The following is a 22,012-nucleotide window of genomic DNA, read 5'->3' as shown; positions in this document are numbered from 1 at the left end:
ACTTCCGGCGCGCCGTGCCGTTATCGAACTGTGTGCCTCGCCCGGTGCGCGAACCGGCCACCGGCGGAGTTACAGTGAGGGAGCCCGGTGTCCAACCGGGCCGGTTCAGTCCGACCCCCCGGGGCTGAACCCACGGCGGCCCCCGTCCCTCCCCCCTGGCGGGGGCCGCCCTCTTAACCTTCTTCTTACCTTTCCGCTCGCGCCCCTCGGTGCGCGTCGTCTTGCCTTCCGCTTACCTTTCTCGATTCCGTTTCCGCGAGCCGGTTCGCCATTTCTTCGGCGCGGAGGAATCTTCGGACGCGGGTATTTCCCGCGTTTTCCGCCGCGCGTGCGTCGCGGGCGGGCGCGATCCTGCCACAGACCACCGGCAGAACCGGTCCACGAGCCGTCCGCGGGGCGGCAGTTGTCCACAACACCCCGGTTGTCCACAGCTGCCCGCCCGGCCCATTGCGCCCCCGGCCCGCCCCCCGCGACGGTGGAACCCGGGCCACCCACGGCCCGCACCGACGACGGGGGAGCAACGCATGACGGGGGAACGACCAATCGTGGTCGCCGCGGACGAAACCGTGCTCGACGAGATCCTGCGGGTGGCCGCGGTCGCGGGCTGCGAGCTCGACCGGGCACCGGACCTGACGGCGGCCCGCGGGCATTGGGCCCAGGCCCCACTGGTGGTCCTCGACGAAGAAGCCGCCCGGCTTTCGCCCGTCCTGCCCCGGCGGGGCGGGATCCTCCTGGTCTGCAAGGGCAGCCCGGGGACCCGGACGTGGGAGCACGCGTTCCGCGTCGGCGTCGAGCGCGTGATCTCGTTGCCCGAGGAGGAAACCGAGCTCGCCGGCGCGTTCGCCGACGTCGTCGAGACCCCGGCGGAGGAAGCCGGCCTGGTGCTCGCCGTGGTCGGCGGCCGGGGCGGCGCGGGCGCGTCCGTCTTCGCGGCGACGCTGGCGCTGGCGGCCGACCGGGATCCGGGCGGCGCCCTGCTGGTGGACTGCGACCCGCTCGGCGGTGGCCTGGACCTGTTGCTGGGCCTGGAAAAGGCGCCAGGGCCACGCTGGTCGGAGGTGCGGCTGAGCGGCCGCGTCTCGGTACCGGCACTGGCCGCTGCGCTCCCGCAGCGGAGGCATCGCGGCGGCAGCCTGCCGGTGCTGGCGTGCGGCCGGGAGGGCGAAGGCCCGGCGGTCGAGTCCCTGTCGGCCGTCCTCGCGGCCGGGCGTCGTGCGGGTCGCACCGTGGTCTGCGACCTCCCGCGCACCTTGGGCGAGGCGGCGGCGGAAGCGGTCGCCGTAGCCGACCTAGTGGTCTTGGTGGTGCCCGTGGAGTTCCGCGCCTGCATGGCGGCGAAGCAGGTGCTCCGGCCCCTGTCGGAACTCACGGCCCGCCTGGGTGTGGTCGCGTGTGGACGGTCCCGGGCCGGCGTCTCGCCCGTCCGGACGGCCGGTCTCCTCGGCCCGCCCCTGCTGGCGTCGATGGCTCCGGAGCGGGGCTTACCGGTGGCGATCGAGCGCGGCGAGTTCCCGGCCAAGCCGTCCGGCCCGCTGGCGACGGCGGCCGCCGACGTCCTGGCCGTGGCGCGTCGCGAGGCCCGGGCGGCGGCCCGATGACCGCCCGGCTCCGCCCACCGGGCCCGCCGCTGAGGGTGGCCGAGCTTCTGCTGCCCACGGTCCTGACCCTCGCCGGCCGCGGCCCGGTGAGCGCGGAGAACTTCCTGGCCGTGCTGGCCGGCACCCGGGTGACAGCCCTCCGCAGCCGGACCGAGGCGGCGAAGTCATGACTACCGACTTCGTGGACCGCGTCCGCAACCGCCTCGCTGGCGATCGCCGTCAAGCCGACCCGGTCGCCGTCGCGACGGCGGTCCGCGCGGAAGCCGGCGGTGCCCTCGGCCACGACGCCGTGCTCGACGCGGCCCGCCTGGCCCGCGACGAGTTCGTCGGCGCCGGCCCGCTGGCGCCGCTCCTCGAGAACCCGGCGACGACCGACGTACTGGTCACCGGCCCGGACGAGGTCTGGACGGACGGTCCGGACGGCCTCACCCGCACCGGAATCCGGTTCACCGGCGGCGAAGAAGCCGTCCGCCGCCTCGCCCAGCGCCTCGCGCTCGCGGCGGGCCGCCGGCTCGACGACGCACAGCCCTATGTGGACGGCTGGCTGCCCGGCGCCGGCCCGCACGGCCGCGTCCGCGTACACGCCGTCCTGCCCCCGGTCGCGGCCGGCGGCACCTGCCTGTCGCTGCGCGTCCTCCGTCCGGCGACGCACGACCTCACGACGTTGCGGGAGCTGGGCGCGTTCGACGCGAACGGCGCGAAGCTGCTGGAGATGGTCGTCTCACGGCGGATGGCGTTCCTCGTCACGGGCGGCACCGGCGCGGGTAAGACGACGCTCCTGGCCGCCCTGCTCGGCGCCGTCGACCCGGCCGAGCGGATCGTCTGCGTCGAGGACGCCGGTGAACTGCAGCCCGCGCACCCGCAGTTCGTCAGCCTCGTCGCCCGCCCGGCCAATGTGGAGGGTGCGGGCGCGGTGGAGCTGCCGGAGCTCGTCCGGCAGGCGCTGCGCATGCGTCCCGACCGCCTGGTGGTCGGGGAGGTCCGCGGCGCCGAGGTCGGTGCCTTGCTCACGGCCTTGAACACGGGCCACGACGGCGGCGCGTGCACGGTCCACGCGAACTCGCCGGCCGAGGTACCGGCCCGCATCGAGGCACTGGCGGCCCTCGGCGGCTTGGGCCGCGAAGCGGTGCACAGCCAGCTCGTCGCGGCGATCCGCGTAGTCCTCCACATGCGACGCGAGCCCGGCGGCCGACGCCGTCTCGCGGAGGTCGGCGTGCTCCGCTCGGAACACGGCCGGGCGCGAGTCGTCCCGGTGTGGCGCGCGGGCCGCTGGACGGTCGACCGGCACCTGTTCGTCACGAAGGGAGCGCTCGCGTGCTGATCCTGCTGCTCGTGCGCATCTCCCTGCTGGTGAACATCTTCCCGCGCCGGAGAAGGAGCCCGCGATGATCACGGCGTGGTTCCCGCTCTGCGTCGGCGCCGCCTTGGCGTGCTGGCCGGCGGCACCGACCCGGCTCCAAGCCGCGGTCGAGCAGCCGGCGACGGTCCGCATCCCGGACGTGTGGGCCGTGGTCCGCTGGCTGCTCCCGGCGGCCGTCGCGGGCTTGCTCGCCGGAGCCGGGGGCGCGATCGCCGCCGGCGTGCTGACGTTGGCGTGGCGCCAGGAGCGGCAAGCCCACCGGCGGGCGACCGCGGACCTCGAGATGGCGGCCCACACCGCGACGGCCTTGCGCACGATGGTGTCCGAACTGCGCTCCGGCGCCCACCCGGTGACGGCGGCGGAAGCGGCGGCCGAGGTCGTCCCGGCGGTGTCGGGCGACCTCCACGCGCTGGCGACGTCGGCCCGCCTCGACGGCGAGCTGCGGGCACCGGCCCTCCCGGAGCTGGCCGCGGCCTGGACGCTGGGCAAGCGCTACGGCCTGCCGATGGCGGACGTCCTGAACGCGGCCCGCTGCGACGCCGAAGCAAGCCTGACATTCGCCCGCCGGGCGCGCGCGAAGCTGGCAGGTCCCCGAGCCAGTGCGGCGGTCCTTACCTGCCTGCCCGCGTTGTGCGTAGTGCTCGGCCAGGCGATGGGCGCGTCTCCGCTGCCCGTGCTGACGGAAAGCGCGCCAGGCCAGCTGCTGCTCGTGGCCGGCAGCATCCTGCTCTGGGCCGGAACGGCCTGGTGCCGTGCCCTGACGGGCCGGGTGCGACTCCGATGAACCCGGCCGCGCTCCTTCTCTTCGCCGCGGGTCTCCTCATCTGGCCAAGCGACTCAGCCACCGCCCGGCGCTTCACCTGGCTGGCCGGCAGCGCGAGCCCCGAACCACGTAAGTGGTCCCGAGCGGTCCCGCACCTGGCGATCACCCTGGGCGGCGTATCGACGGCAGTGCTCATGGGCGGACTGCCCGGAGTGGTCGCAGGTGCGCTGGCGACCGCGGCCGGCTGGTGGGCGATCCGCCGCACCCGGCAGCCACGAGCACCCACCGTCGACCTGGCGGCCAAGCTCCGCCTCGCCGGAACGCTCGATCTCCTCGCGGCCTGCCTCCGCGCCGGGCTACCGGTCCCGTCGGCCCTCGACGCGGTGGCGGACACCGCGCCGGCCGCGGCAGGTGCGGCACTGCGCTCGACCGCCGGCCTGCTCGCCCTCGGCTCCGGTCCGGAAGAGGCCTGGGCGCCGGTGAAGGCCATTCCGGGCCTCGGCGAACTGGCGGCCACGGCGATCCGGACGTCCCGCTCGGGCGCGGCGTTCGCCGCGGCGAACACCGACCTGGCCGGACGCTTCCGCGAGGAGCTGGCCACCGAGGCAGAGGAGCGCGCGGAACGAGCCGGGGTGGCGCTGGCGCTCCCGGTCGGCCTGTGTTTCCTGCCGGCTTTCTTCTGCCTGGGCGTCCTCCCGGTAGTCCTCGGCCTGGCCACCCGCCTCGGCCCGCTCTTCTGACCCCGACAACCACCGAAGGAAGTCCCATGCGCACGTCCCACCGCAGCCCAGCGCCCGACGACGGCTCCACCACGGTGGAGTACGCGATAGTCACGGTCGCCGTCGCAGCGTTCGCGGCTGTCCTCTACACGCTCCTCACCGGTGACTCGGTGGTCTCATGGCTGACAAGCCTGGTCATGAAGGCCCTGACGGTCCCATCATGACCGGCGACGACGAAGGCGCGGTGACGGTCGAAGCGGCGCTCGGCCTGGCGGGCCTGACGGTGGTGACCGTCCTGCTGGTAGCGGGTCTAACGCTCCTGACAAGCCAGCTGCGCTGCACGGACGCGGCCCACGAGGCAGCGCGCCTCCTGGCCAGAGGCCAGCCCCACGAGGCAGCGGCAGCGGTACACCAGATAGCCCCACCAGGCGCGAACCTGGAAGCCCACCGAACCGGCGACGCGATAACGGTGAAGGTAAGTGCCCACCCAACAGGAGGCCTGCTCCCGGCGATCGACCTGAACGCAACGGCGTACGCAGTGGCAGAGCCAGGCGTGGAGGCCCCCGATGCGACAGGGTGACGCAAGCCAAGACGCCCAGCGCCCGGATGACAGTAGGAAGCCCAGCCGACCCGACCACCAGAACGCCGCAGGTGGCCGGCTCGCAACCCGTCAGGACAGCACCGATTCGGGACGGTCCCGCCAGACCACCACCGGTCAGCCGCGCGAGCCCCGGCAGGTCAGCACTGCGATGGGTCAGTCAGGCCGCCGGCACGTGGCTCGCCAGGAAGGCACCAAGGCGGCCAGGTCCCGCAGCCAGGCCGCCGCCGGATGGCAGCGCGCGGCATCGCAGGGGAGCGCTGAGATGGCCCGGGCTGGCGGGAACGTTGCCGGTCGGCAACGAGCGGCGCTGCATGTCAGCGCTGACCCGTGCCTTGCCGATCGCCGGAGCGCCGTCGGTCGGCCGCGCGCGGCTCGGCACGTTTGTACTGACCCGTGCCTTGCCGATCACCAGAGCACCGTCGGTCGGCAGCGCGTGGTTCGGCACGTCTGTACTGAGCAGGGTCGGGCTGGCCACCGGAACACCGTCGGCCGGCAGTGCCCCGCCCGGCAGGACGGCGGCGTGGCCACCATCTGGACAGCCATGGCGGTGGCCGCGCTGGCGGGAGTGGCGGTCCTCGGCTGCTGGCTCGGCGCGGCGGTCCTCGCCCGCCACCGGGCGGAGAGCGCCGCCGACCTGGGCGCGCTCGCCGCCGCCTCGCACGCCGCGGATGGTCCGGTCCGAGCCTGCGAGCGTGCCCGGTGGGTTGCCGATCGGATGGCCGTCAGCCTCCTGACCTGCCGGTGGCAGCGGCTGGATGCCTTCGTCGAGGTCCAGGCGCCGAGTCTCGACTTCGCCGGACTGCCGGGCCCGTCCGCGAGGGCCCGCGCCGGACCCGCCGGCCCACCACCGTGAGCGGCTGCCCCGCGCGACCACTGGACCCCGAGCACCCGCATTCGTAGCTGACCGGCCCGCGGTCCTCCGCCCGATGCCGGCCGCCACACCCCTAGCGGCGGCTCCAGCCGTCCAAGTCAACCGGGGCTACCCGTTCACCGGGACGCCACTCACCACCGCCGCCCGGCGGACGCCGACCGGTCGGTATGCCACGGTGACCGGCTGATCCGCCGGGGTGGACGATGAGCGGCGGATGGTCACGGGCAGCGGTCGGTCATGCACGGCGAGCGGTCGAAACCCCCGCTCACCTGGGCCGATAAGGGGCGCCCCGACTCCCGTCAGCGTGGCTTACGGGCTCTCGACGCTGGGGTTTCCCACGACGAACGGTCCTTGGGCGGTTGCCGTTCACCGTCGATCCGCGCCGTCGGGTTCGGTCGGGCGGTAGGGACTACCGGGCGTTCATCGCCGCGTAACCACCGGTTGTCGCGTGGGGGTTCCGGGCAATGTGCAACTTGCCGTTAAGTGAGATGTGCGACACCACGGCAGGGTTTAACGGGTCGCGGAGAACCAGATCCCCTAAGGCAGGAAAGACAATGTTGGACGCGAATTGGCCGGACAGCTGGCGCGGCGCCTTCCGCATCGAATTGCGGGCGGAGGCGATCGGTCTCGCCTGGCGCGGCTGGCCGGTGCTCCCGGGTGTCGACCCCGCTCCGCTGACCGGCGGCGACGACCTCACCTGGCGACGCCCGGTCCCGGCCAGTGACCACTGGCGCGAGCAGATCGGCACCCACGCCCACGAAGTCGCCACCTGGTTCTCCGACCGCACCCACAGCCTGCTCGTCGCGACCGGCACCGTGCTCGACGCCATCGAGGTCGACGACGAACTCGGCAAGCGCGCCTGCCGCCTGCTCCGCGCCCTCGGCCACCCCGCGCCCATCGTCGCGATGCCGAACGGCCGCTGGCTCTTCCTCACCACCGTCGCCGACCACATCCCGGCCGAGCTGGCGACCCGCGCGTCGATCCAGTGGCACGGCAAGGACAGCTACATCCCGCTGCCCCCGTCGCCGTTCCAGCACGGTGTCGTGCACTGGCGCGTCAAGCCCGAGGTCTGCGGCTGGCAGCTGCCGGACGCCGCCGAGGTGCACGACGTGCTCGTCCGCGCCCTGGCCGGTGCCGACGCCGCGCAGCTGGTTCAGACCACTGCGGCCTGACCCACCCGAACGACCGCCGCCGGCCGGTCCCAACCCGGCCGAGGCGGAGCAGGACACAACTCCATGAACCACCAAAGTGGCCGTCTAGGCACCGTGTTGACGCAACGCCCCGAGCACGGTGCTCAAGACAGCCACTGCCCCCGCCTTGTCCAGCGGATCGTTGCCGTTCCCGCACTTCGGCGACTGGACGCAGGACGGGCATCCCGCCGGGCACTCGCAGGAGACGATCGCCTCCCGCGTAGCGACCAGCCACGGGACAATCGCGGCATAACCGCGTTCGGCAAATCCCGCACCCCCGGGATGGCCGTCATGCACGAACACCGTCGCCTCCCCGGTGTCTTCGTGCCACGCGGTACTCACCCCGCCGATGTCCCATCGGTCGCACGTAGCGAACAGCGGTAGCAGGCCGATCGCCGCGTGCTCGGCGGCATGCAGGGCACCGGGGACCCGTGCCGGAACCAATCCGGCACTCCCCGGTGCCCTGCCACCCTCGTGAACGGGCCCCCGACCGTTCGCCAGGGATTCCTCCCCGGTCCCCACCGGCCCCACAGATTCGGTCCCCACCCGATGGCCCCCGGTCCCCGCCTCGCCATCAGCCGAAATGCCCGAGCCGCTCAAGCGACCATCAGTCGCGGTGCCGGCCGCAACGCCCGAGCCGCTCGAAGTCGCCAAGCCGCCCGCCGTCGCAGCGCCGGCCGAAGCGATCGACTCACCCGAGGGTGCCGGACCGCCGGCAGTCGCCGAGCCGTCAGAGTCGCCCGAAGTCGCCAGGCCACCGTCATCACCGGACCCGCGCGAACCACCAGCGCCCGAAGCCCGCGGCGCTCGCACTCCATCGGTCCCGAGCAACCCCGACGAGATCGTGTACCAAACCGCCCGCGTGCGCAGACTCTGCTCCGGCAGGTCGAGCGGCGTGTGGTCCAGCACCTCACCCGACGGACGTCGCCGCAGGTAGCCGACCACCTGGGACGTCACCGCCACCTCGCCGAGGCACACGCTCACCCCGCCGAACTCCTGCTTCTCCTGCGTGCTCAGCACCGCGATGTCCACGATCTCGCGCGGCGTCGTCGTCCAGTCCGGGTTCTCCGCGTGCACCATCGCCAGCCCCTGATCCAGGTCCAGCTCGTCGACCACGTACGACGACCCCTGGTGCAGGTACACCGCGCCGGGGTGGACCGCGAAGCACGCCGACCCCGGATCGACCGTTCCCAGCATCCGCCCGGAGTCCGACTCGACCACCGCGATCTGCTCGCCGCCCGTCCCGCGGATCCCGACTTCGGCGTGCGGCCGTTCCCGGGACGTCCAGTACCAGCCGCTCGACCGGCGCCGCAGCAACTGCTGCTCCGCCAGCTCGGTCAGCACCTCCTGCGCCGCCGCGCCGCCGAACATCTCCAGTTCCGGGAGGGTCAGCGGCAGCTCGGCCACCGCGCACGCGAGCTGCGGCGCCAGCACGTACGGGTTCGCCGGGTCGAGCACCGCCGTCTCGACCGGGCGGTCGAGCAGCGCCGCCGGGTGGTGCACCAGGTACGTGTCGAGCGGATCGTCCCGCGCCACGAATACCACCAGCGCCGAATCGCCCGAGCGGCCCGCCCGCCCGGCCTGCTGCCAGAACGACGCGAGCGTGCCCGGGTAGCCGGCCAGCACCACCGCGTCCAGCCCCGCGATGTCGACGCCGAGCTCCAGCGCGTTGGTCGTCGCGACACCCAGCAGGCGCCCCGTCAGCAACGCCGCTTCCAGCGCCCGACGCTCTTCCGGAAGATAGCCAGACCTATACGCCGCAACAGTTTCCACCAATGCGGGGTCCACTTCGGACAATATGCGACGCGCACCCAGCGCGGCCAGCTCCGCGCCCCGCCGCGACCGGATGAACGCCAGTGACCGCGCGCCTTCGACGACCAGGTCGGCCAGGATCCGCGACGTCTCCGCGCCCGCCGAACGCCGGACCGGCGCGCCGTTCTCCCCGGTCAGCTCCTCCAGCAAGGGCGGCTCCCACAACGCGACCGTCCGGGCGCCGCGTGGAGAGGCGTCATCCGTCACGGCGAGACAAGGCACCCCCGTCAACCGCGAAGCGAACGAAGCCGGCGAAGCCGTCGTCGCCGAAGCGAGCACGAAGACCGGCGAAGCGCCGTAATGCTCGGCAACGCGCCGAAGCCGGCGAAGCAGCAGCGCGACATGGGAGCCGAAGACGCCCCGGTAGCTGTGGCACTCGTCGACCACCACGCAGCCGAGCCGCCGGAAGAACGGGGCCCACCGCCCGTGCTGCGAAAGGATCCCGCGGTGCAGCATGTCCGGGTTGGTGAACACCCAGTTGGCGTGCGCGCGCACCCAGTCGCGCTCCACCATCGGCGTGTCCCCGTCGAACGACGCCGCCCGCACGCCCGGGATGTCCAAAGAGGACACGGACCGCAGCTGGTCCGCTCCCAGCGCCTTGGTCGGCGACAGGTACAGCGCGTTCGCCTTCTCGCCCGCGGCCAGCCGGGACAGCACCGGCAGCTGGTAGGCCAGCGACTTTCCCGACGCCGTGCCGGTCGAAATCACGACGTGGCGACCCTCGTACGCGTGCGAAGCCGCCTCCGCCTGGTGCGTCCAAGGGGCCGAGACGCCGCAGTCACGCAGCGCAGTCACGACGGCCGGATCCACCCACGACGGCCACTCTGCGTAACGCGCGTTTCGGCCCGGCAGGTCCGCGACGTGCGTGACCGGATCCTCGCGCGACGGGATGCCGGCGGTCACCCGCCCCAGCAGCCGCCGTCCCCGTGAGTCGTCCACCAGCCGAGCTTCGCACAGGGGTCCGACAGTTCTCGCATCCCCGAGCGATCCTCAACCGCGCCAACGGATCGGCGGATGAGTGATCGATCAAGTGAGGAGCCTCACAAGGTAACGGAATGTACCGTCACCGGGACGGCGTGAAGACGCTGGTTGCGATACCAATACACTCCCGCAATCCACACCCTCTGTGGTGAGCGTCATGTGAGACGTGCGTTGCTGCCCGGCTAGCGTGTCGCTCCGTACAGGGTCCATGCCAGCGCCGGCCGTGTCGAACCCTCGGCTCGTCGACGCTGGCGATCGGCGACGTCTCCTGGAGGACGAATGTCACGGCAGTTCCTCGCGGAGGGCGCAGGCAGTATTGCGCTCACCGGAGGTGGCTACACGATTGTCGGTGTAGTCGCCGTGGTCGCGCTTGCCGCACTCGTCATCGGCTACGTCCTGCTCAAGGAGGTGCTGGCCGCGGGCCAGGGCACCGCCAAGATGCAGGACATCGCCAAGGCGGTGCAGGAAGGTGCGGCCGCTTACCTCAAGCGGCAGCGGAACACCCTCGCCATTTTCGGCGTGATCGTGTTCCTCCTGCTCTTCGCACTTCCCGCCGACGACTGGAACGAGAAGATCGGTCGTTCGATCTTCTTCCTGGTCGGTGCGGCGTTCTCGTTCGCGATCGGCTACCTCGGCATGTGGCTGGCCACGCAGGCGAACCTGCGCGTGGCCGCCGCGTCGCGTGAGGAAGGCGGCCGCGAGATCGCGATGCGCGTCGCGTTCCGCACCGGTGGCGTGGTCGGCATGATCACCGTCGGTCTCGGCCTCTTCGGTGCCGCGGTCGTCGTGCTGGTCTACACCGGCCAGGCGCCCAAGGTGCTCGAGGGCTTCGGCTTCGGCGCCGCCCTGATCGCGATGTTCATGCGTGTCGGCGGCGGTATCTTCACCAAGGCCGCCGACGTCGGCGCGGACCTGGTCGGCAAGGTCGAGCAGGGCATCCCCGAGGACGACCCCCGCAACGCCGCGACCATCGCGGACAACGTGGGCGACAACGTCGGCGACTGCGCCGGCATGGCCGCGGACCTCTTCGAGTCCTACGCCGTCATGCTGGTCGCCGCGCTGATCCTGGGCAGCACCGCCTTCGGCGTGCACGGCCTGATCTTCCCGCTCATCGTGCCGGCCATCGGTGTCATCACCGCGGTCATCGGTGTCTACATCACCAAGGCGCGCCCGGGTGAGGGCGGTCTGGTCACGATCAACCGCTCCTTCTACATCTCCGCGGTCATTTCCGCGGTGCTGTCGGCGATCGCGGCGTTCGTGTACCTGCCGAGCAGCTTCTCCGACTTCGGCGCGGGCTTCGAGAACTCGGGTAACCCGGCGGTCATCGCGACCATCGCGGTGATCATCGGCATCGTGCTCGCGGCGGTCATCCTGAAGCTGACCGGCTACTACACCGGCACCGAGTACAAGCCGGTCAAGGACGTCGCGCAGACGTCGGAGACCGGTGGCGCGACCGTCATCCTCTCGGGCATCTCGGTCGGTTTCGAGTCCGCCGTCTACACCGCGCTGGTGATCGGCGCGGCCGTGTTCGGTGCGTACCTGCTGGGCGGCGGCGTCGCGCTGTTCGCCGTGGCGCTGGCCGGTACCGGCCTGCTGACCACCGTCGGCGTCATCGTCGCGATGGACACGTTCGGCCCGGTTTCGGACAACGCGCAGGGCATCGCCGAGATGTCGGGCGACGTCGACGAGAAGGCCGCGCAGATCCTCACGGAGCTGGACGCGGTGGGCAACACCACCAAGGCCATCACCAAGGGCATCGCGATCGCGACGGCCGTCCTCGCGGCGACCGCGCTCTTCGGCTCCTACTCCGACGCGATCACGAAGACGCTGTCGGGCATGGGCAACGGCGTCGTCACCGGCCTCGACGCGACGAAGTCGTTCGTCAACTCGATCGTCAGCCCGAACACGCTGGTCGGCGTCATCATCGGTGCGGCCGTCGTGTTCATGTTCTCCGGTCTCGCCGTCAACGCGGTCTCCCGCGCCGCCGGCGCGGTCGTCTACGAGGTCCGTCGCCAGTTCCGCGACATCCCGGGGATCATGGAGGGCACCACCCGCCCCGAGTACGGCAAGGTCGTCGACATCGTCACGCGCGACTCGCTGCGTGAGCTGACGACGCCGGGTCTGCTGGCGGTCTTCGCCCCCATCGCGGTCGGCTTCGGCCTGGGCACCGGCGCGCTCGCCGGCTACCTGGCCGGCGCGATCGCCTGCGGCACCCTGATGGCGATCTTCCTCGCCAACTCCGGTGGCGCGTGGGACAACGCGAAGAAGCTGGTCGAGGACGGCAACCACGGTGGCAAGGGCTCGTCCGCGCACGAGGCCACCATCATCGGTGACACCGTGGGTGACCCGTTCAAGGACACCGCCGGCCCCGCGATCAACCCGCTGATCAAGGTGATGAACCTGGTCTCGGTGCTGATCGCGCCCGCCGTCGTCCAGTTCTCGATCGGCCCGGACGAGAACACCGCGGTGCGCATCATCATCTCGCTCGTCGCGGTCGCCGTGATCGTGGCGGCGATCGTGGTGTCGAAGCGCCGGGGGACGGTCCTGACCGACTCCCCGACGGAGATCAAGGCCTGACGCACATCCCCGTCCACAGGCCCGGCACGCAGCGTCGCGTGCCGGGCCTGTGTTCGTCCCGGGGCTCCTGAAAAGCGCCGAGGCGTGTCGGGACATCCCACACTGGCTCGGCGACTTGCGAAGCGGCACCGAGTCGGTACCGTCGGGCCTTCCGGGACGTCGTCGAGCAGGAGGTCTTGTGCGGCCGCGGTCAACCGTCTTCGCCGCCGTAACCGCGACGATCACCATCGGCATCGCCGGTTGCGGGCAGCAAGCCGCGCAAGCGCCGGCGCGGGACCAAGGTCTGTCGGTGACGACCGTGGTGCCGCAGGCCGATCCCGCGGCGAGATGGGCGGACTCCTACTGCGGCGCGGTGACGCACCTGGTCCGCACCCTGGCGGCGTTGCCGGTCGTCGATCCGAGCACGCCTCAGCAGGCCTCCCGGACCTCCAGCGACCTGCTTTCCTCGGTGGTCGGCGGGCTCGACCAGAGCCTCGCCGGGCTGAACGCGCTCGGCGCGCCACCGGTGCCGTCGGCCGACAGCGGCCGTGAGGACGTCATCGGGCAGTTCGCCGACATCCGTGAGCACGCCGAGAACGCGCGTCAGCGCATCGACGCCGTCCGCGGCGACGCGGCGGCGACCAAGGAGGCCCTCGGCGAGGCCAAGGCCACGCTGGACCGCATCGACGCGCTCGACTACCTCAAGGGCCTGAAGGACGTCCCAGCCCTCGAAGCGGCGGAGCAGCGCGCTCCCGCCTGCCGTCAGCTGGATCAACCGCCTCGGTGAAGATCGGCGTGACTATCGCCACGAATCGAACTTGTGTTCTAGTATGGCGCGGTGGATCGGACGATCTCCCTCTTTTCCGCCGAGGCCAGCGGGCCGGGTCTGGGTGACCTGGCCGGGCTGTTGTGCTGCCACGGCCAGATCACCGGCTTCGGGCGCACGGCCGCCCGGCTGTCGGTGGTCGTCGAGGAGCCGTGGCGGGCACACATCCTGGCGCGCGAGTTCCGCTGCCGCGGCGCGGACGCCCAGGTCTCGAAGGCCGACTGCGGCAATCCACAGGTCCGTACGTCGTTCCGGGTCGACCTGCTCCCGCTGGCGCTGAGGTGGCTGCGTGAGGGCTGCGCGGGCCCGGTCGAGGACGACTCGGGCAAGGCGGTGCCGGACGGCTTCCGGCTGAGCGGGGCGATGCTGCGGATGTGGGCGCTGGCCAGTGGCCGCCCCGGCACGCAGGGCTACCTGCTGGGCGTCGACCCGCTGGCGCCCGGCATGCACGAGCGGCTGGTCGAGGCGCTGACGCCGTTGGGCGTCGCGGCGAAGCTGACCGGCCCGAAGGTCGAGGTCCCGGCGGTCAAGGTCACCGGGAAACGCCGGTTGGAGGCGCTGCTGGAGCTCATCGGGGAACCGCCACCGGGCGCCGAGGCGGTGTGGCCCGGCGCGGCGCCGCGGCCGGTCCCGCACCCGGAGGCCGTGACGAGCACGGCCTGACCGGGCGCGGGCGGCGCGTCAGGGCCGGGGCAGGGTGCAGCCGGCCTGGGTGAGGGCGATTTCGTTGGCCGCGGTGAGGCAGGCGGGAATGCCGTAGGTCTCCTGGCCGTAGTTCGTCTTGTAGCGGACGGTGACGTTCCCGGCCTGGTCGACCTCGCACGGGTTGTTCTCCGTGCACCGCTGGCCGTCCTCGTTGCCGGTGTTGTTCACGCCGACGACCTTGCCGCCGGAGACGATCGGCGAGCCCGACGTGCCGCCGATGGTCTGGCAGGCGGACGTGTAGCGGATCGAGTCCTTCCAGGTCCAGCTGCCCTCCTTCAGCCGGTAGACGAAGCCGTCGACGTTGCAGGAGTAGATCCGCTTCCAGTAGCCCGAGACGACGTCGATCGCGATGCCGGCGGCCGGGTGCGCGTTGGACAGCTCCAGCGGCGAGATCCCGTAGCTCGACTTGATCTGCGCGTAGGTGGTGGTGAGCTGGTAGAGCGACACGTCGGTGTCGGTCATCGTCCCGTAGACGATCTTCTTGGCCCGCAGCGTGCCCGCGTTGCCGCCGCTCGCGTTGAGCAGCGTGAACGTCCGGCTGGACGTCCGGTTGGTGATGACCTGGCCGGGACCGGGGAACCCGGTCTCGAGGCAGTGCCCGTTGGACATCACGAGCGCGGGTGCGGTGTCGGGGGTCGCGGCGGGCTTGACCACCGAACCGGAGCAGTTGGACAGGGCTACCGTGCCGGCGAAGTTCGCCGCGGCCGCACTCGCCGGAGTGGTCCCCAGTAATACTGTGGCGGTCGCGGCGGTGAGCAGGGCGCCGAGGAGGCGTCGGGACATGGCGGATCCTTTCGGCTGGGCGGGGAAACCAGTGAAGCGGTGACGTCCCCGCCCCCACCACCGTCGAACGGAGGGTATCCGGACGGTCACGCGCTAGGCTGCGCGGGACGTGGCCGAAATCACGTGGCAGGTACGTTGGGGAAACATCGCCGAGGTCAGCGGCGATGCGCTGGGCACAGGACCGGCGGCGTGTTGGGCCACCTCCGCGCCGTCCCGGCCGGAACAGCGTGCACACTGACAGGTCGAGACACGGGCCCGGACCCCCAGGGGGACGGGGCGCGGTGCAGTCCCGCGGCGGCGGGACGAGATGAGCGGAGAGCAGGACAGCGTGGCAGGAGCACGGACCAAGAAGAACGGAGCCTCGGCGGACAACGGCGCCGGGCACCGGCGGCTGGTCATCGTCGAGTCGCCGACGAAGGCCCGCAAGATCGCCCCCTACCTGGGCGGCGGTTACGTCGTCGAGTCCTCCGTCGGGCACATCCGCGACCTGCCGCGTGGCGCTGCCGACGTGCCCGCCCAGTACAAGGGTGAGTCCTGGGCACGCCTCGGCGTCGACGTCGACAACGACTTCAAGGCCCTCTACGTGGTGACCCCGGACAAGAAGTCCAAGGTCACCGAGCTCAAGAGCCTGCTCAAGGACGTCGACGAGCTCTACCTCGCGACGGACCCCGACCGCGAGGGCGAAGCCATCGCGTGGCACCTGCTCGAGACGCTCAAGCCGAAGGTCCCGGTCCGCCGGATGGTCTTCCACGAGGTCACCGAGCAGGCCATCCTCGCGGCCGCCGACTCGACCCGTGAGCTGGACGCCGACCTCGTCGACGCGCAGGAGACCCGCCGCATCCTCGACCGCCTCTACGGCTACGAGGTCTCGCCGGTGCTGTGGAAGAAGGTCATGCCGAAGCTTTCGGCGGGCCGTGTGCAGTCGGTGGCGACCCGGATCGTCGTCGAGCGGGAGCGCGAGCGGATGCGCTTCACGTCGGCTTCGTACTGGGACATCTCGGCGACCATGGACGCCGGCGAAGAGGCCACGCCGCGAAACTTTCCCGCTCGGCTGGTCGCCGTGGACGGCGCGCGCCTGGCCACCGGCCGCGACTTCGGCTCGGACGGGCAGCTCAAGTCCTCGAACAACGAGATCCGCGTGCTGGCCGAGGCCGACGCGCGGCGCCTGGCGGACGCGCTGAAGCAGCGTGACTTCAAGGTCTCGAGCGTCGAGGAGAAGCCGTACACGCGGAAGCCGTACGCGCCCTTCATGACGTCGACGCTGCAGCAGGAGGCGGGCCGCAAGATGCGGTTCACCTCGGAGCGCACGATGCGGATCGCGCAGAAGCTGTACGAGAACGGCTACATCACCTATATGCGTACCGACTCCACGACGCTGTCGGAGTCGGCGATCTCGGCGGCGCGCAGCCAGGCCACGCAGCTGTACGGCAAGGAGTACGTCTCGCCGTCGCCGCGCCAGTACACGCGCAAGGTCAAGAACGCGCAGGAGGCGCACGAGGCGATCCGCCCGTCGGGCGAGGTCTTCCGCACGCCGGGCCAGGTCGCGAGCGAGCTGGACACCGACGAGTACCGCCTCTACGAGATGATCTGGCAGCGCACGATCGCGTCGCAGATGGCGGACGCCAAGGGCACCACGATGTCCGTGCGCATCGTCGGCAACGCGACGTCGGGCGAGGAATGCACCTTCGCGGCTTCGGGCCGCACGATCACCTTCGCGGGCTTCCTCAAGGCGTACGTCGAGGCGGTCGACACCGAGACCGGTGGCGAAGCCGACGACAAGCAGAGCCGCCTGCCGGTGCTGGAGAAGGACCAGGACCTCACCGCGACCGAGCTGAGCCCGGACGGGCACACGACGTCGCCGCCGGCCCGGTACTCCGAGCCGAGCCTGGTCAGCAAGCTGGAAGAGCTGGGCATCGGCCGCCCGTCGACGTACGCGTCGATCATCAAGACCATCCAGGACCGCGGCTACGTCTGGAAGAAGGGCTCCGCGCTCGTTCCGTCGTGGGTCGCGTTCGCCGTGATCGGCCTGCTGGAGCGGCACTTCGAGCGGCTGGTCGACTACGACTTCACCGCCGGCATGGAGGACGAGCTCGACCGCATCGCGTCGGGCAACGAGCAGCGCGCGCAGTGGCTGTCGAAGTTCTACTTCGGCGGTGACATGGGCGTCGACGGCTCGATCGGACGGCTGGGCGGGCTGAAGAAGCTCGTCGAAGGCAGCGTCGAGGACATCGACGCGCGGGAGATCAACTCGATCCCGCTGTTCAGCGACGCCGACGGGCACACCGTCGTCGTCCGCGTCGGCCGCTACGGGCCGTACCTCGAGCGCGAGGTCAACGGCGAGTCGCAGCGCGCGAACCTGCCCGAGGACCTGCCGCCGGACGAGCTCTCGCAGGAGATCGCGGAGAAGCTGTTCGCGACCCCGCAGGAGGGCCGCACGCTGGGCACCGACCCGGTGAGCGGGCACGACATCGTCGCGAAGGAAGGCCGTTTCGGGCCCTACGTGACCGAGGTGCTGCCGGAGATCGAGATCCCCGAGGATGCCACTCCGGCACAGAAGAAGGCCGCGAAGGCGAAGGCGCCGAAGCCGCGTACGGGTTCGCTGTTCAAGTCGATGGACATCGAGACCATCACGCTCGAAGACGCGCTGAAGCTGCTCTCGCTGCCGCGCGTGGTCGGCAAGGACCCGGAGTCCGGCGACGAGATCACGGCGCAGAACGGGCGCTACGGGCCGTACCTGAAGAAGGGCACGGACTCGCGGTCGCTCTCGACCGAGGACCAGCTGTTCTCGATCACGGTCGAGGAAGCGCTGAAGATCTACGCCGAACCGAAGCAGCGTGGTCGTTCTGCCACGGCGAAGCCGCCGCTCAAGGAACTCGGTGAGGACCCGGCGTCGAAGAAGCCCATGGTCGTCAAGGAAGGCCGGTTCGGCCCGTACGTGACCGATGGCGAGTACAACGCGACGCTGCGGAAGGGCGACGAGATCGAGTCGCTGACCGCCGAACGGGCGTCCGAGCTGCTCGCGGAGAAGCGGGCGAAGGGCCCGGCGCCGAAGCGGAAGGCGCCGGCGCGGAAGCCGGCTTCGACGACGGCGAAGACGGTCAAGGCGGGCACGAGCAAGACCGCCAAGGCCGCGACCGCGAAGTCCACCACGACGAAGCGCAGCTCGACCGCGACGAAGGCCAAGTAAGACCGCAGGTTTCCGCTCGTGAAGGCCCCCGGTGCGCCGGGGGCCTTCACGGCGTCCGGCCACTCTTTCGGGTGACACCTCGAACGGATGTTCGGGAAATTGTCGGTGGTCCCGGGTTTCATGAACGCGTGACCACGACACCACGCACCGTGCACACGGTGACCACCAAGATCCTCAAGCCGGTCCGGGCGGCGGCCGCCGGCAGTTCCACCGCCACGGACCTGATCGAGTCGCTCCCCGGCTTCCTGGGCAGCGGCGGCGTCTGCGGCGTGGCCGTCGCGGTGTTCGACGAGCCGTGGACATCGGCGTTCTTCGACGACCGGACGCGGTTCGGCGTGGCCGGGGAGGGCTTGCGCCTGTCCGGGCCTTCGCCGGGGTCGGTAGCGGAGTTCCTCGCCCTGGCATTGACGCGGCTGCCGCCTCGTCCGCCGGCGCCGGGCGAAGGGCTGTGCCTCGATGCCGACGAGCGCGGAGTGCTCGAGCCCGAGCAGGAGTGCCTGCTCCTCGATCTGATGGACGACCTGCGCCGGCCGCGGCTCGGCACCGTCCAGTTCGACATCACCAGCGACGGCTCGCGGCGGCCGTGGGAGATGCTGGCGTTCGTCGACGACGACCGCGGCCGGCACCTGGCGGCGCTGGGCAGAGCCAGGGGCGGTCACCGCCGGTTCTGGTGGCTGCCCGGAAGCGTGGCGGGGCTCGCGGAACTCGTCGAAGGGCGGGTGCCGGCTCATGGCTGAGCCGCTCGCCGACCGCTCACCGAACGAGGTCACTCACTCGAACATATGTGCGAGAAATTGTCGGTGCCAGGGTGTTCAATCTAGGGGTGAACACTTCAGTCGCCGTCTTCGACGTCATCGACGAGGTCATCGCCCCGCTGTCGGCCGAGGTGCCGGAGCGGCCCTCGGTGATGGAGTTCTACGACCCCGAGTTCGAGATCCCGCCGGTGCTGGCGGACACCGAACCGCTGCCGGGACGTCGCTCGTCGCCCGTGCGGAGCCTCGCCGACGAGGTGGAGCAGTACACCCGGTTCGTCGCCGGCATGTCCGCGATCGGCCTCGCGCCCGGCGGCGAGGTCACGCCGGAGGCGGTCGGGCTGTACCGGGCGCTGCGGGGCGGTTTCATCCGCGGCGTGGTCACCGGTGTCTTCCCGGCGCGGCAGGAGCCGTGGGAGGTGCGGTTCTTCGGCGACGAGGACTACACGACGGTGCTGCACAAGCTGGGCAACCGCGCGCGCCTGCGGTCCGGCTTCCTGAGCGAGCTGCCGGGCTGGGTGTTCGACGGCCTGCCCGACCGCCCACCGGGTCCCGGTCAGCACGTGCGCATCGAGACGGACGAGGGTGGGCTGATCCCGCGCGGGTGCGAGCGAGCGGTGGAGCAGATCCGCGAGTGCGCGGCCCGTCCCCGGCTGGGCACGGTGCTGGTCGACCTGGCGGTGCGCAACGCGATCCTGGCCGAGTACCCCCACGGAGCGTTCGGCCTGGTGGACAACGACCTGGGCCGCTACCAGTTCAGCGCGGCGGTCGGCCGCACCGGCCGCTGGACGGTCACGTGGGGCCCTGCCTCACGGAGCACGGCCGAGCAGTGGATCGTCGAGGCGGTGCAGAGCCATGCGTGAGCAGGGGTTCTCGAAGGGAGTGGAGGAAAAACCGGCCCAGCTGGGCCTGACCGTGCGCGACGCGATCCTCGAGGCGGCAGAGCTGATCAGCGACGTGCCCATCCCGCGGAGTCCGGCGGCGATCCGCAGCACCCCGTCGGTGGCCGAGGAGGGTCGCCGCTCGCCGGCGGCCGGACGAGGTTTGTCCCGCAGTCCGGCCGGGTTGCCGGCTGCCGATCGGACCTCGCCCGGTGGTGAGAACGGGTCGCGGGGCAGTGGGCTGGGTTCACCCGGGAGAGGCGGGTCGCCGGCGGTCGAGCAGAGGGTGCCCGACAGCCCGGGCGGGCCGCCGCCCGCCGGGCGGGGTGTGCCCGCGCGCGGTGGGCTGCCGGTTGCCGATCGGGGCCTGGCCGATGCTCCGAGCGGGCCGCCAGTCGTTGAGCCGCGTGCGCCGGATCGTGGCGGGTCGTCGAGTGTTGCGCGGGGCGAGCCCGGCCCGGCGGCCGGTCCGGGCGAGGGTGAGCGAAGCCCGGGACAGGCGGTGCGAAGCCATGGCTGAGCGCACGGCGGCCCGGGAACTCCTCGAACTGGCCGCCGGACCGGTACTGGCCGCGATGCCGGACCGCGAGCCGGTCGACCGGTTCTACAACCCGGACGTCAGCGACCACGACATCCTGGTGCACGGACCAGTCTCCGACGACCCCGCCGACCTGGTCGAGGAGGTCGAACGGCACACGGCGTGGGCCGCCTGGATCGACGGCACGCCGTTCGGCGTGGACGGTGAGCTCAACGATGTCGGCTTCGAAGTCGTGTCGCTGATGCTGCGCGGTTCGGTCCGGGCGGCGCTGTGCGGTGTGTTCGACCAGGGACCGGAGACGGCGGACATCCGCTGCTACGCGGACGGCGAACGGGCCTTCATGATGGGCTCGCTGCCCGGCCGCACGGCGATCCACCTCGCCGACTTCGAGGAGCTGCCGGAAATGCTGGTGGCGGAGCTGCCGGAGGCCCCGTTCGGCGCCTCGCCTCGCGCGATCTGGCTGTCGGTGGACGACGACGGCCTGGTCCGTGACGGCCAGGACGACGACGTCGGCGCGATACGCGAGCTGCTCCGCCGCCCGCGCTCGGGTACGGCGGTGCTGGACATGCTCGCGTTCGGCGGCCTGTGCGCGGAGTTCCCGGACCACGGGTTCGTCCTGGTGGACACCGACCTGGGCCGTTTCGCGCTGGCCGCCCTCGATCGCGGCGACGGTCGCCGTCAGCTGGTCCTGAGCCCCTTCAGCCGCGGCATGCTCCGCGACTGGTGCCGGAAGATGATCGACCTGGGGTACGAGGAGGTGCCTTGAGAGAAGCGTCGCCCCAGCGCGCCATCGGAACAGTCAGTCACGACGCCCACCCCGAGCCGATGCTCCGACCGGCCGCGGCCGAACCGCCAACCGGCGCACCTCGCCCGTCCGGCGCCTCCAGGCAAACCCATCCCCAACCCGATCGGAAACCGGCAAACTGGTCACCGAACGGCCACTCCCGGCCGGCCCCTCCCGACGGCTCCTGTGACCCGACTCACTACGATCCGTCACCATTGGCGGTCGACCGGACCACCGGCGGACTGGACACTGCAGGGGGTTCGGGTGCGGGCTTGCGCTGCGTGACCGACCCTCCATTACAGACAGAGCCATTGGGCGGATGCGTTATCCGCCATCGTCGCTACCCTGGAAAGGCGAGGACATTCAGTAGTGAGGTGGTCACCATGAGCGCGAACGGTGAGGCTCCCTTCTTCAATGCCCCCGAGCTCACTCAGCGCGACGGCACGTTGTCCGAAGCCCCCGGCGAGATGTTCGCCGACCCCGTCTCGGGACTGGTCACGGCGGCACCCGAACCACGCTCCGCCGGCGCCCATGGCCACGAGCCCGCTGCCTTCCCGGTAGCCGGGCCCGTGCCGCACGACGACGAGGCCGTGCGGCGGATGGTCGAGGAAACCCTCCGGGAGGAGGACGGCGGGACCCCGAAAGCGATCCCGCCGGCCGGCACCACGGGCGGCTTCGGCGAAGACGTGGCGCCGCCGATGGGGCTCCTGCCACGCCAGCGGAACCGGCGGCGTACGTGGCCCACGAGGCCGCCGATGCTGCAGCGGCCCGTGCGGCAGAAGGCACCCGCCGAGGACGACTTCGACGAAGACCTCGAGGTGGTGCCCGTCAAGCGGCGGCGCCTGCCCGCGGTGTCGATGCCGGCGTTCAACCGGCCGTCGTCGAGTGCGGCGGGGGTCATGCTCGCGGTGGCGTTGCTGATCGTGTTCGGTTTCGTCGCCATCGAACTGGTGTCGAGCCTGGTCAGCAGCGTGACCGGACTGTTCGACTAGCATTCGCTCGCTGTTCCCCACCCCACCGGCACCTCGGGGCCGTCCGCGAGGCAAGGGCCGATCGGGCTACCCTGGCTTCACGGTCGGGCGACCTCACGAGGGCGCCCGGCGCC

Annotated in this window: 21 protein-coding genes; 17 read left to right on the top strand and 4 right to left on the bottom strand. The window is 71.5% G+C overall.

Features of this window, described 5'->3' with window-relative positions:
- Positions 1 to 524: 524 nt before the first annotated feature.
- The 7 genes from ssd to ABZ342_RS22675 all read left to right on the top strand — a co-directional run bounded on the left by ssd (position 525) and on the right by ABZ342_RS22675 (position 5,020).
- Entirely contained in the window at positions 525 to 1,598 is a 1,074-nt protein-coding gene (ssd, locus tag ABZ342_RS22705) for a septum site-determining protein Ssd (RefSeq protein WP_360476231.1), read from the top strand.
- A complete protein-coding gene (locus ABZ342_RS22700; RefSeq protein WP_360476228.1) occupies positions 1,595 to 1,768 on the top strand; it encodes a hypothetical protein in 174 nt (57 codons plus the stop codon). Before ssd ends, ABZ342_RS22700 begins: the two co-directional genes overlap by 4 nt.
- Positions 1,765 to 2,919 (top strand): TadA family conjugal transfer-associated ATPase, encoded by a 1,155-nt coding sequence (locus tag ABZ342_RS22695; RefSeq protein WP_360476225.1) that lies wholly within the window; start codon positions 1,765 to 1,767, stop codon positions 2,917 to 2,919. Before ABZ342_RS22700 ends, ABZ342_RS22695 begins: the two co-directional genes overlap by 4 nt.
- Positions 2,920 to 2,983: 64 nt before the next feature.
- On the top strand, positions 2,984 to 3,742 hold the full coding sequence (locus ABZ342_RS22690; protein ID WP_360476222.1) for a type II secretion system protein: 759 nt from the start codon (positions 2,984 to 2,986) through the stop codon (positions 3,740 to 3,742).
- Positions 3,739 to 4,461, top strand: coding sequence for a type II secretion system F family protein (locus tag ABZ342_RS22685; protein ID WP_360476219.1), 723 nt, complete (start codon positions 3,739 to 3,741; stop codon positions 4,459 to 4,461). The genes ABZ342_RS22690 and ABZ342_RS22685 overlap by 4 nt, the downstream gene beginning before the upstream one ends.
- A 26-nt stretch (positions 4,462 to 4,487) precedes the next feature.
- On the top strand, positions 4,488 to 4,664 hold the full coding sequence (locus ABZ342_RS22680) for a DUF4244 domain-containing protein (protein ID WP_155547812.1): 177 nt from the start codon (positions 4,488 to 4,490) through the stop codon (positions 4,662 to 4,664).
- Positions 4,661 to 5,020: a TadE family type IV pilus minor pilin gene (locus ABZ342_RS22675; RefSeq protein ID WP_360476215.1), complete on the top strand. Its 360-nt coding sequence runs from the start codon at positions 4,661 to 4,663 to the stop codon at positions 5,018 to 5,020. Before ABZ342_RS22680 ends, ABZ342_RS22675 begins: the two co-directional genes overlap by 4 nt.
- A gap of 178 nt (positions 5,021 to 5,198) precedes the next feature.
- Here ABZ342_RS22675 and ABZ342_RS22670 read toward each other — a convergent pair whose 3' ends face one another.
- Positions 5,199 to 5,516, bottom strand: coding sequence for a hypothetical protein (locus tag ABZ342_RS22670; RefSeq protein ID WP_360476212.1), 318 nt, complete (start codon positions 5,514 to 5,516; stop codon positions 5,199 to 5,201).
- A gap of 45 nt (positions 5,517 to 5,561) precedes the next feature.
- On the opposite strand from ABZ342_RS22670, the gene ABZ342_RS22665 reads away from it, so the two are divergent.
- Positions 5,562 to 5,894, top strand: a complete 333-nt coding sequence (locus ABZ342_RS22665) for an Rv3654c family TadE-like protein (RefSeq protein WP_360476209.1) — start codon at positions 5,562 to 5,564, stop codon at positions 5,892 to 5,894.
- Between the two features lie 572 nt (positions 5,895 to 6,466).
- Positions 6,467 to 7,084, top strand: coding sequence for a bifunctional DNA primase/polymerase (locus tag ABZ342_RS22660; protein ID WP_155547810.1), 618 nt, complete (start codon positions 6,467 to 6,469; stop codon positions 7,082 to 7,084).
- A gap of 84 nt (positions 7,085 to 7,168) precedes the next feature.
- Here ABZ342_RS22660 and ABZ342_RS22655 read toward each other — a convergent pair whose 3' ends face one another.
- Positions 7,169 to 9,817, bottom strand: coding sequence for a DEAD/DEAH box helicase (locus tag ABZ342_RS22655; RefSeq protein ID WP_360476313.1), 2,649 nt, complete (start codon positions 9,815 to 9,817; stop codon positions 7,169 to 7,171).
- A 357-nt stretch (positions 9,818 to 10,174) separates the two neighbouring features.
- Here ABZ342_RS22655 and ABZ342_RS22650 point away from each other — a divergent pair, with 357 nt between their 5' ends.
- The 3 genes from ABZ342_RS22650 to ABZ342_RS22640 all read left to right on the top strand — a co-directional run bounded on the left by ABZ342_RS22650 (position 10,175) and on the right by ABZ342_RS22640 (position 13,940).
- Positions 10,175 to 12,472 (top strand): sodium-translocating pyrophosphatase, encoded by a 2,298-nt coding sequence (locus ABZ342_RS22650; RefSeq protein WP_155547809.1) that lies wholly within the window; start codon positions 10,175 to 10,177, stop codon positions 12,470 to 12,472.
- Between the two features lie 289 nt (positions 12,473 to 12,761).
- Positions 12,762 to 13,238 (top strand): hypothetical protein, encoded by a 477-nt coding sequence (locus ABZ342_RS22645; protein WP_360476204.1) that lies wholly within the window; start codon positions 12,762 to 12,764, stop codon positions 13,236 to 13,238.
- Between the two features lie 51 nt (positions 13,239 to 13,289).
- Positions 13,290 to 13,940: a hypothetical protein gene (locus ABZ342_RS22640; protein ID WP_360476201.1), complete on the top strand. Its 651-nt coding sequence runs from the start codon at positions 13,290 to 13,292 to the stop codon at positions 13,938 to 13,940.
- Between the two features lie 18 nt (positions 13,941 to 13,958).
- Here ABZ342_RS22640 and ABZ342_RS22635 read toward each other — a convergent pair whose 3' ends face one another.
- A complete protein-coding gene (locus tag ABZ342_RS22635) occupies positions 13,959 to 14,765 on the bottom strand; it encodes a serine protease (protein WP_360476198.1) in 807 nt (268 codons plus the stop codon).
- Between the two features lie 307 nt (positions 14,766 to 15,072).
- Here ABZ342_RS22635 and topA point away from each other — a divergent pair, with 307 nt between their 5' ends.
- From topA to ABZ342_RS22620, 3 genes are all read left to right on the top strand, one after another.
- Positions 15,073 to 17,952 carry a type I DNA topoisomerase gene (gene topA / locus ABZ342_RS22630; protein ID WP_360476195.1) on the top strand — a complete coding sequence of 960 codons (2,880 nt, stop codon included), beginning with the start codon at positions 15,073 to 15,075 and terminating at the stop codon, positions 17,950 to 17,952.
- Positions 17,953 to 18,080: 128 nt separating this feature from the next.
- Positions 18,081 to 18,689 (top strand): hypothetical protein, encoded by a 609-nt coding sequence (locus tag ABZ342_RS22625; RefSeq protein WP_360476192.1) that lies wholly within the window; start codon positions 18,081 to 18,083, stop codon positions 18,687 to 18,689.
- Between the two features lie 86 nt (positions 18,690 to 18,775).
- Positions 18,776 to 19,567, top strand: a complete 792-nt coding sequence (locus ABZ342_RS22620; protein ID WP_360476189.1) for an ESX secretion-associated protein EspG — start codon at positions 18,776 to 18,778, stop codon at positions 19,565 to 19,567.
- 265 nt (positions 19,568 to 19,832) lie between these two features.
- Here the strand turns inward: ABZ342_RS22620 and ABZ342_RS22615 are convergent, their stop codons facing one another.
- Positions 19,833 to 20,099: a hypothetical protein gene (locus ABZ342_RS22615; RefSeq protein WP_360476186.1), complete on the bottom strand. Its 267-nt coding sequence runs from the start codon at positions 20,097 to 20,099 to the stop codon at positions 19,833 to 19,835.
- On the opposite strand from ABZ342_RS22615, the gene ABZ342_RS22610 reads away from it, so the two are divergent.
- Positions 20,098 to 20,889, top strand: a complete 792-nt coding sequence (locus ABZ342_RS22610; protein WP_360476183.1) for a hypothetical protein — start codon at positions 20,098 to 20,100, stop codon at positions 20,887 to 20,889. The genes ABZ342_RS22615 and ABZ342_RS22610 overlap by 2 nt on opposite strands.
- Positions 20,890 to 21,290: 401 nt before the next feature.
- The gene (locus tag ABZ342_RS22605; protein ID WP_360476180.1) at positions 21,291 to 21,899 is read left to right on the top strand and encodes a hypothetical protein; all 609 of its coding nucleotides are present in this window, start codon (positions 21,291 to 21,293) and stop codon (positions 21,897 to 21,899) included.
- The last annotated feature ends 113 nt before the right edge of the window (positions 21,900 to 22,012 follow it).

The organism is Amycolatopsis sp. NPDC005961, from assembly GCF_040629235.1.
Lineage (GTDB): Bacteria > Actinomycetota > Actinomycetes > Mycobacteriales > Pseudonocardiaceae > Amycolatopsis > Amycolatopsis camponoti.
This window is presented reverse-complemented; position numbering and strand designations above follow the sequence as displayed.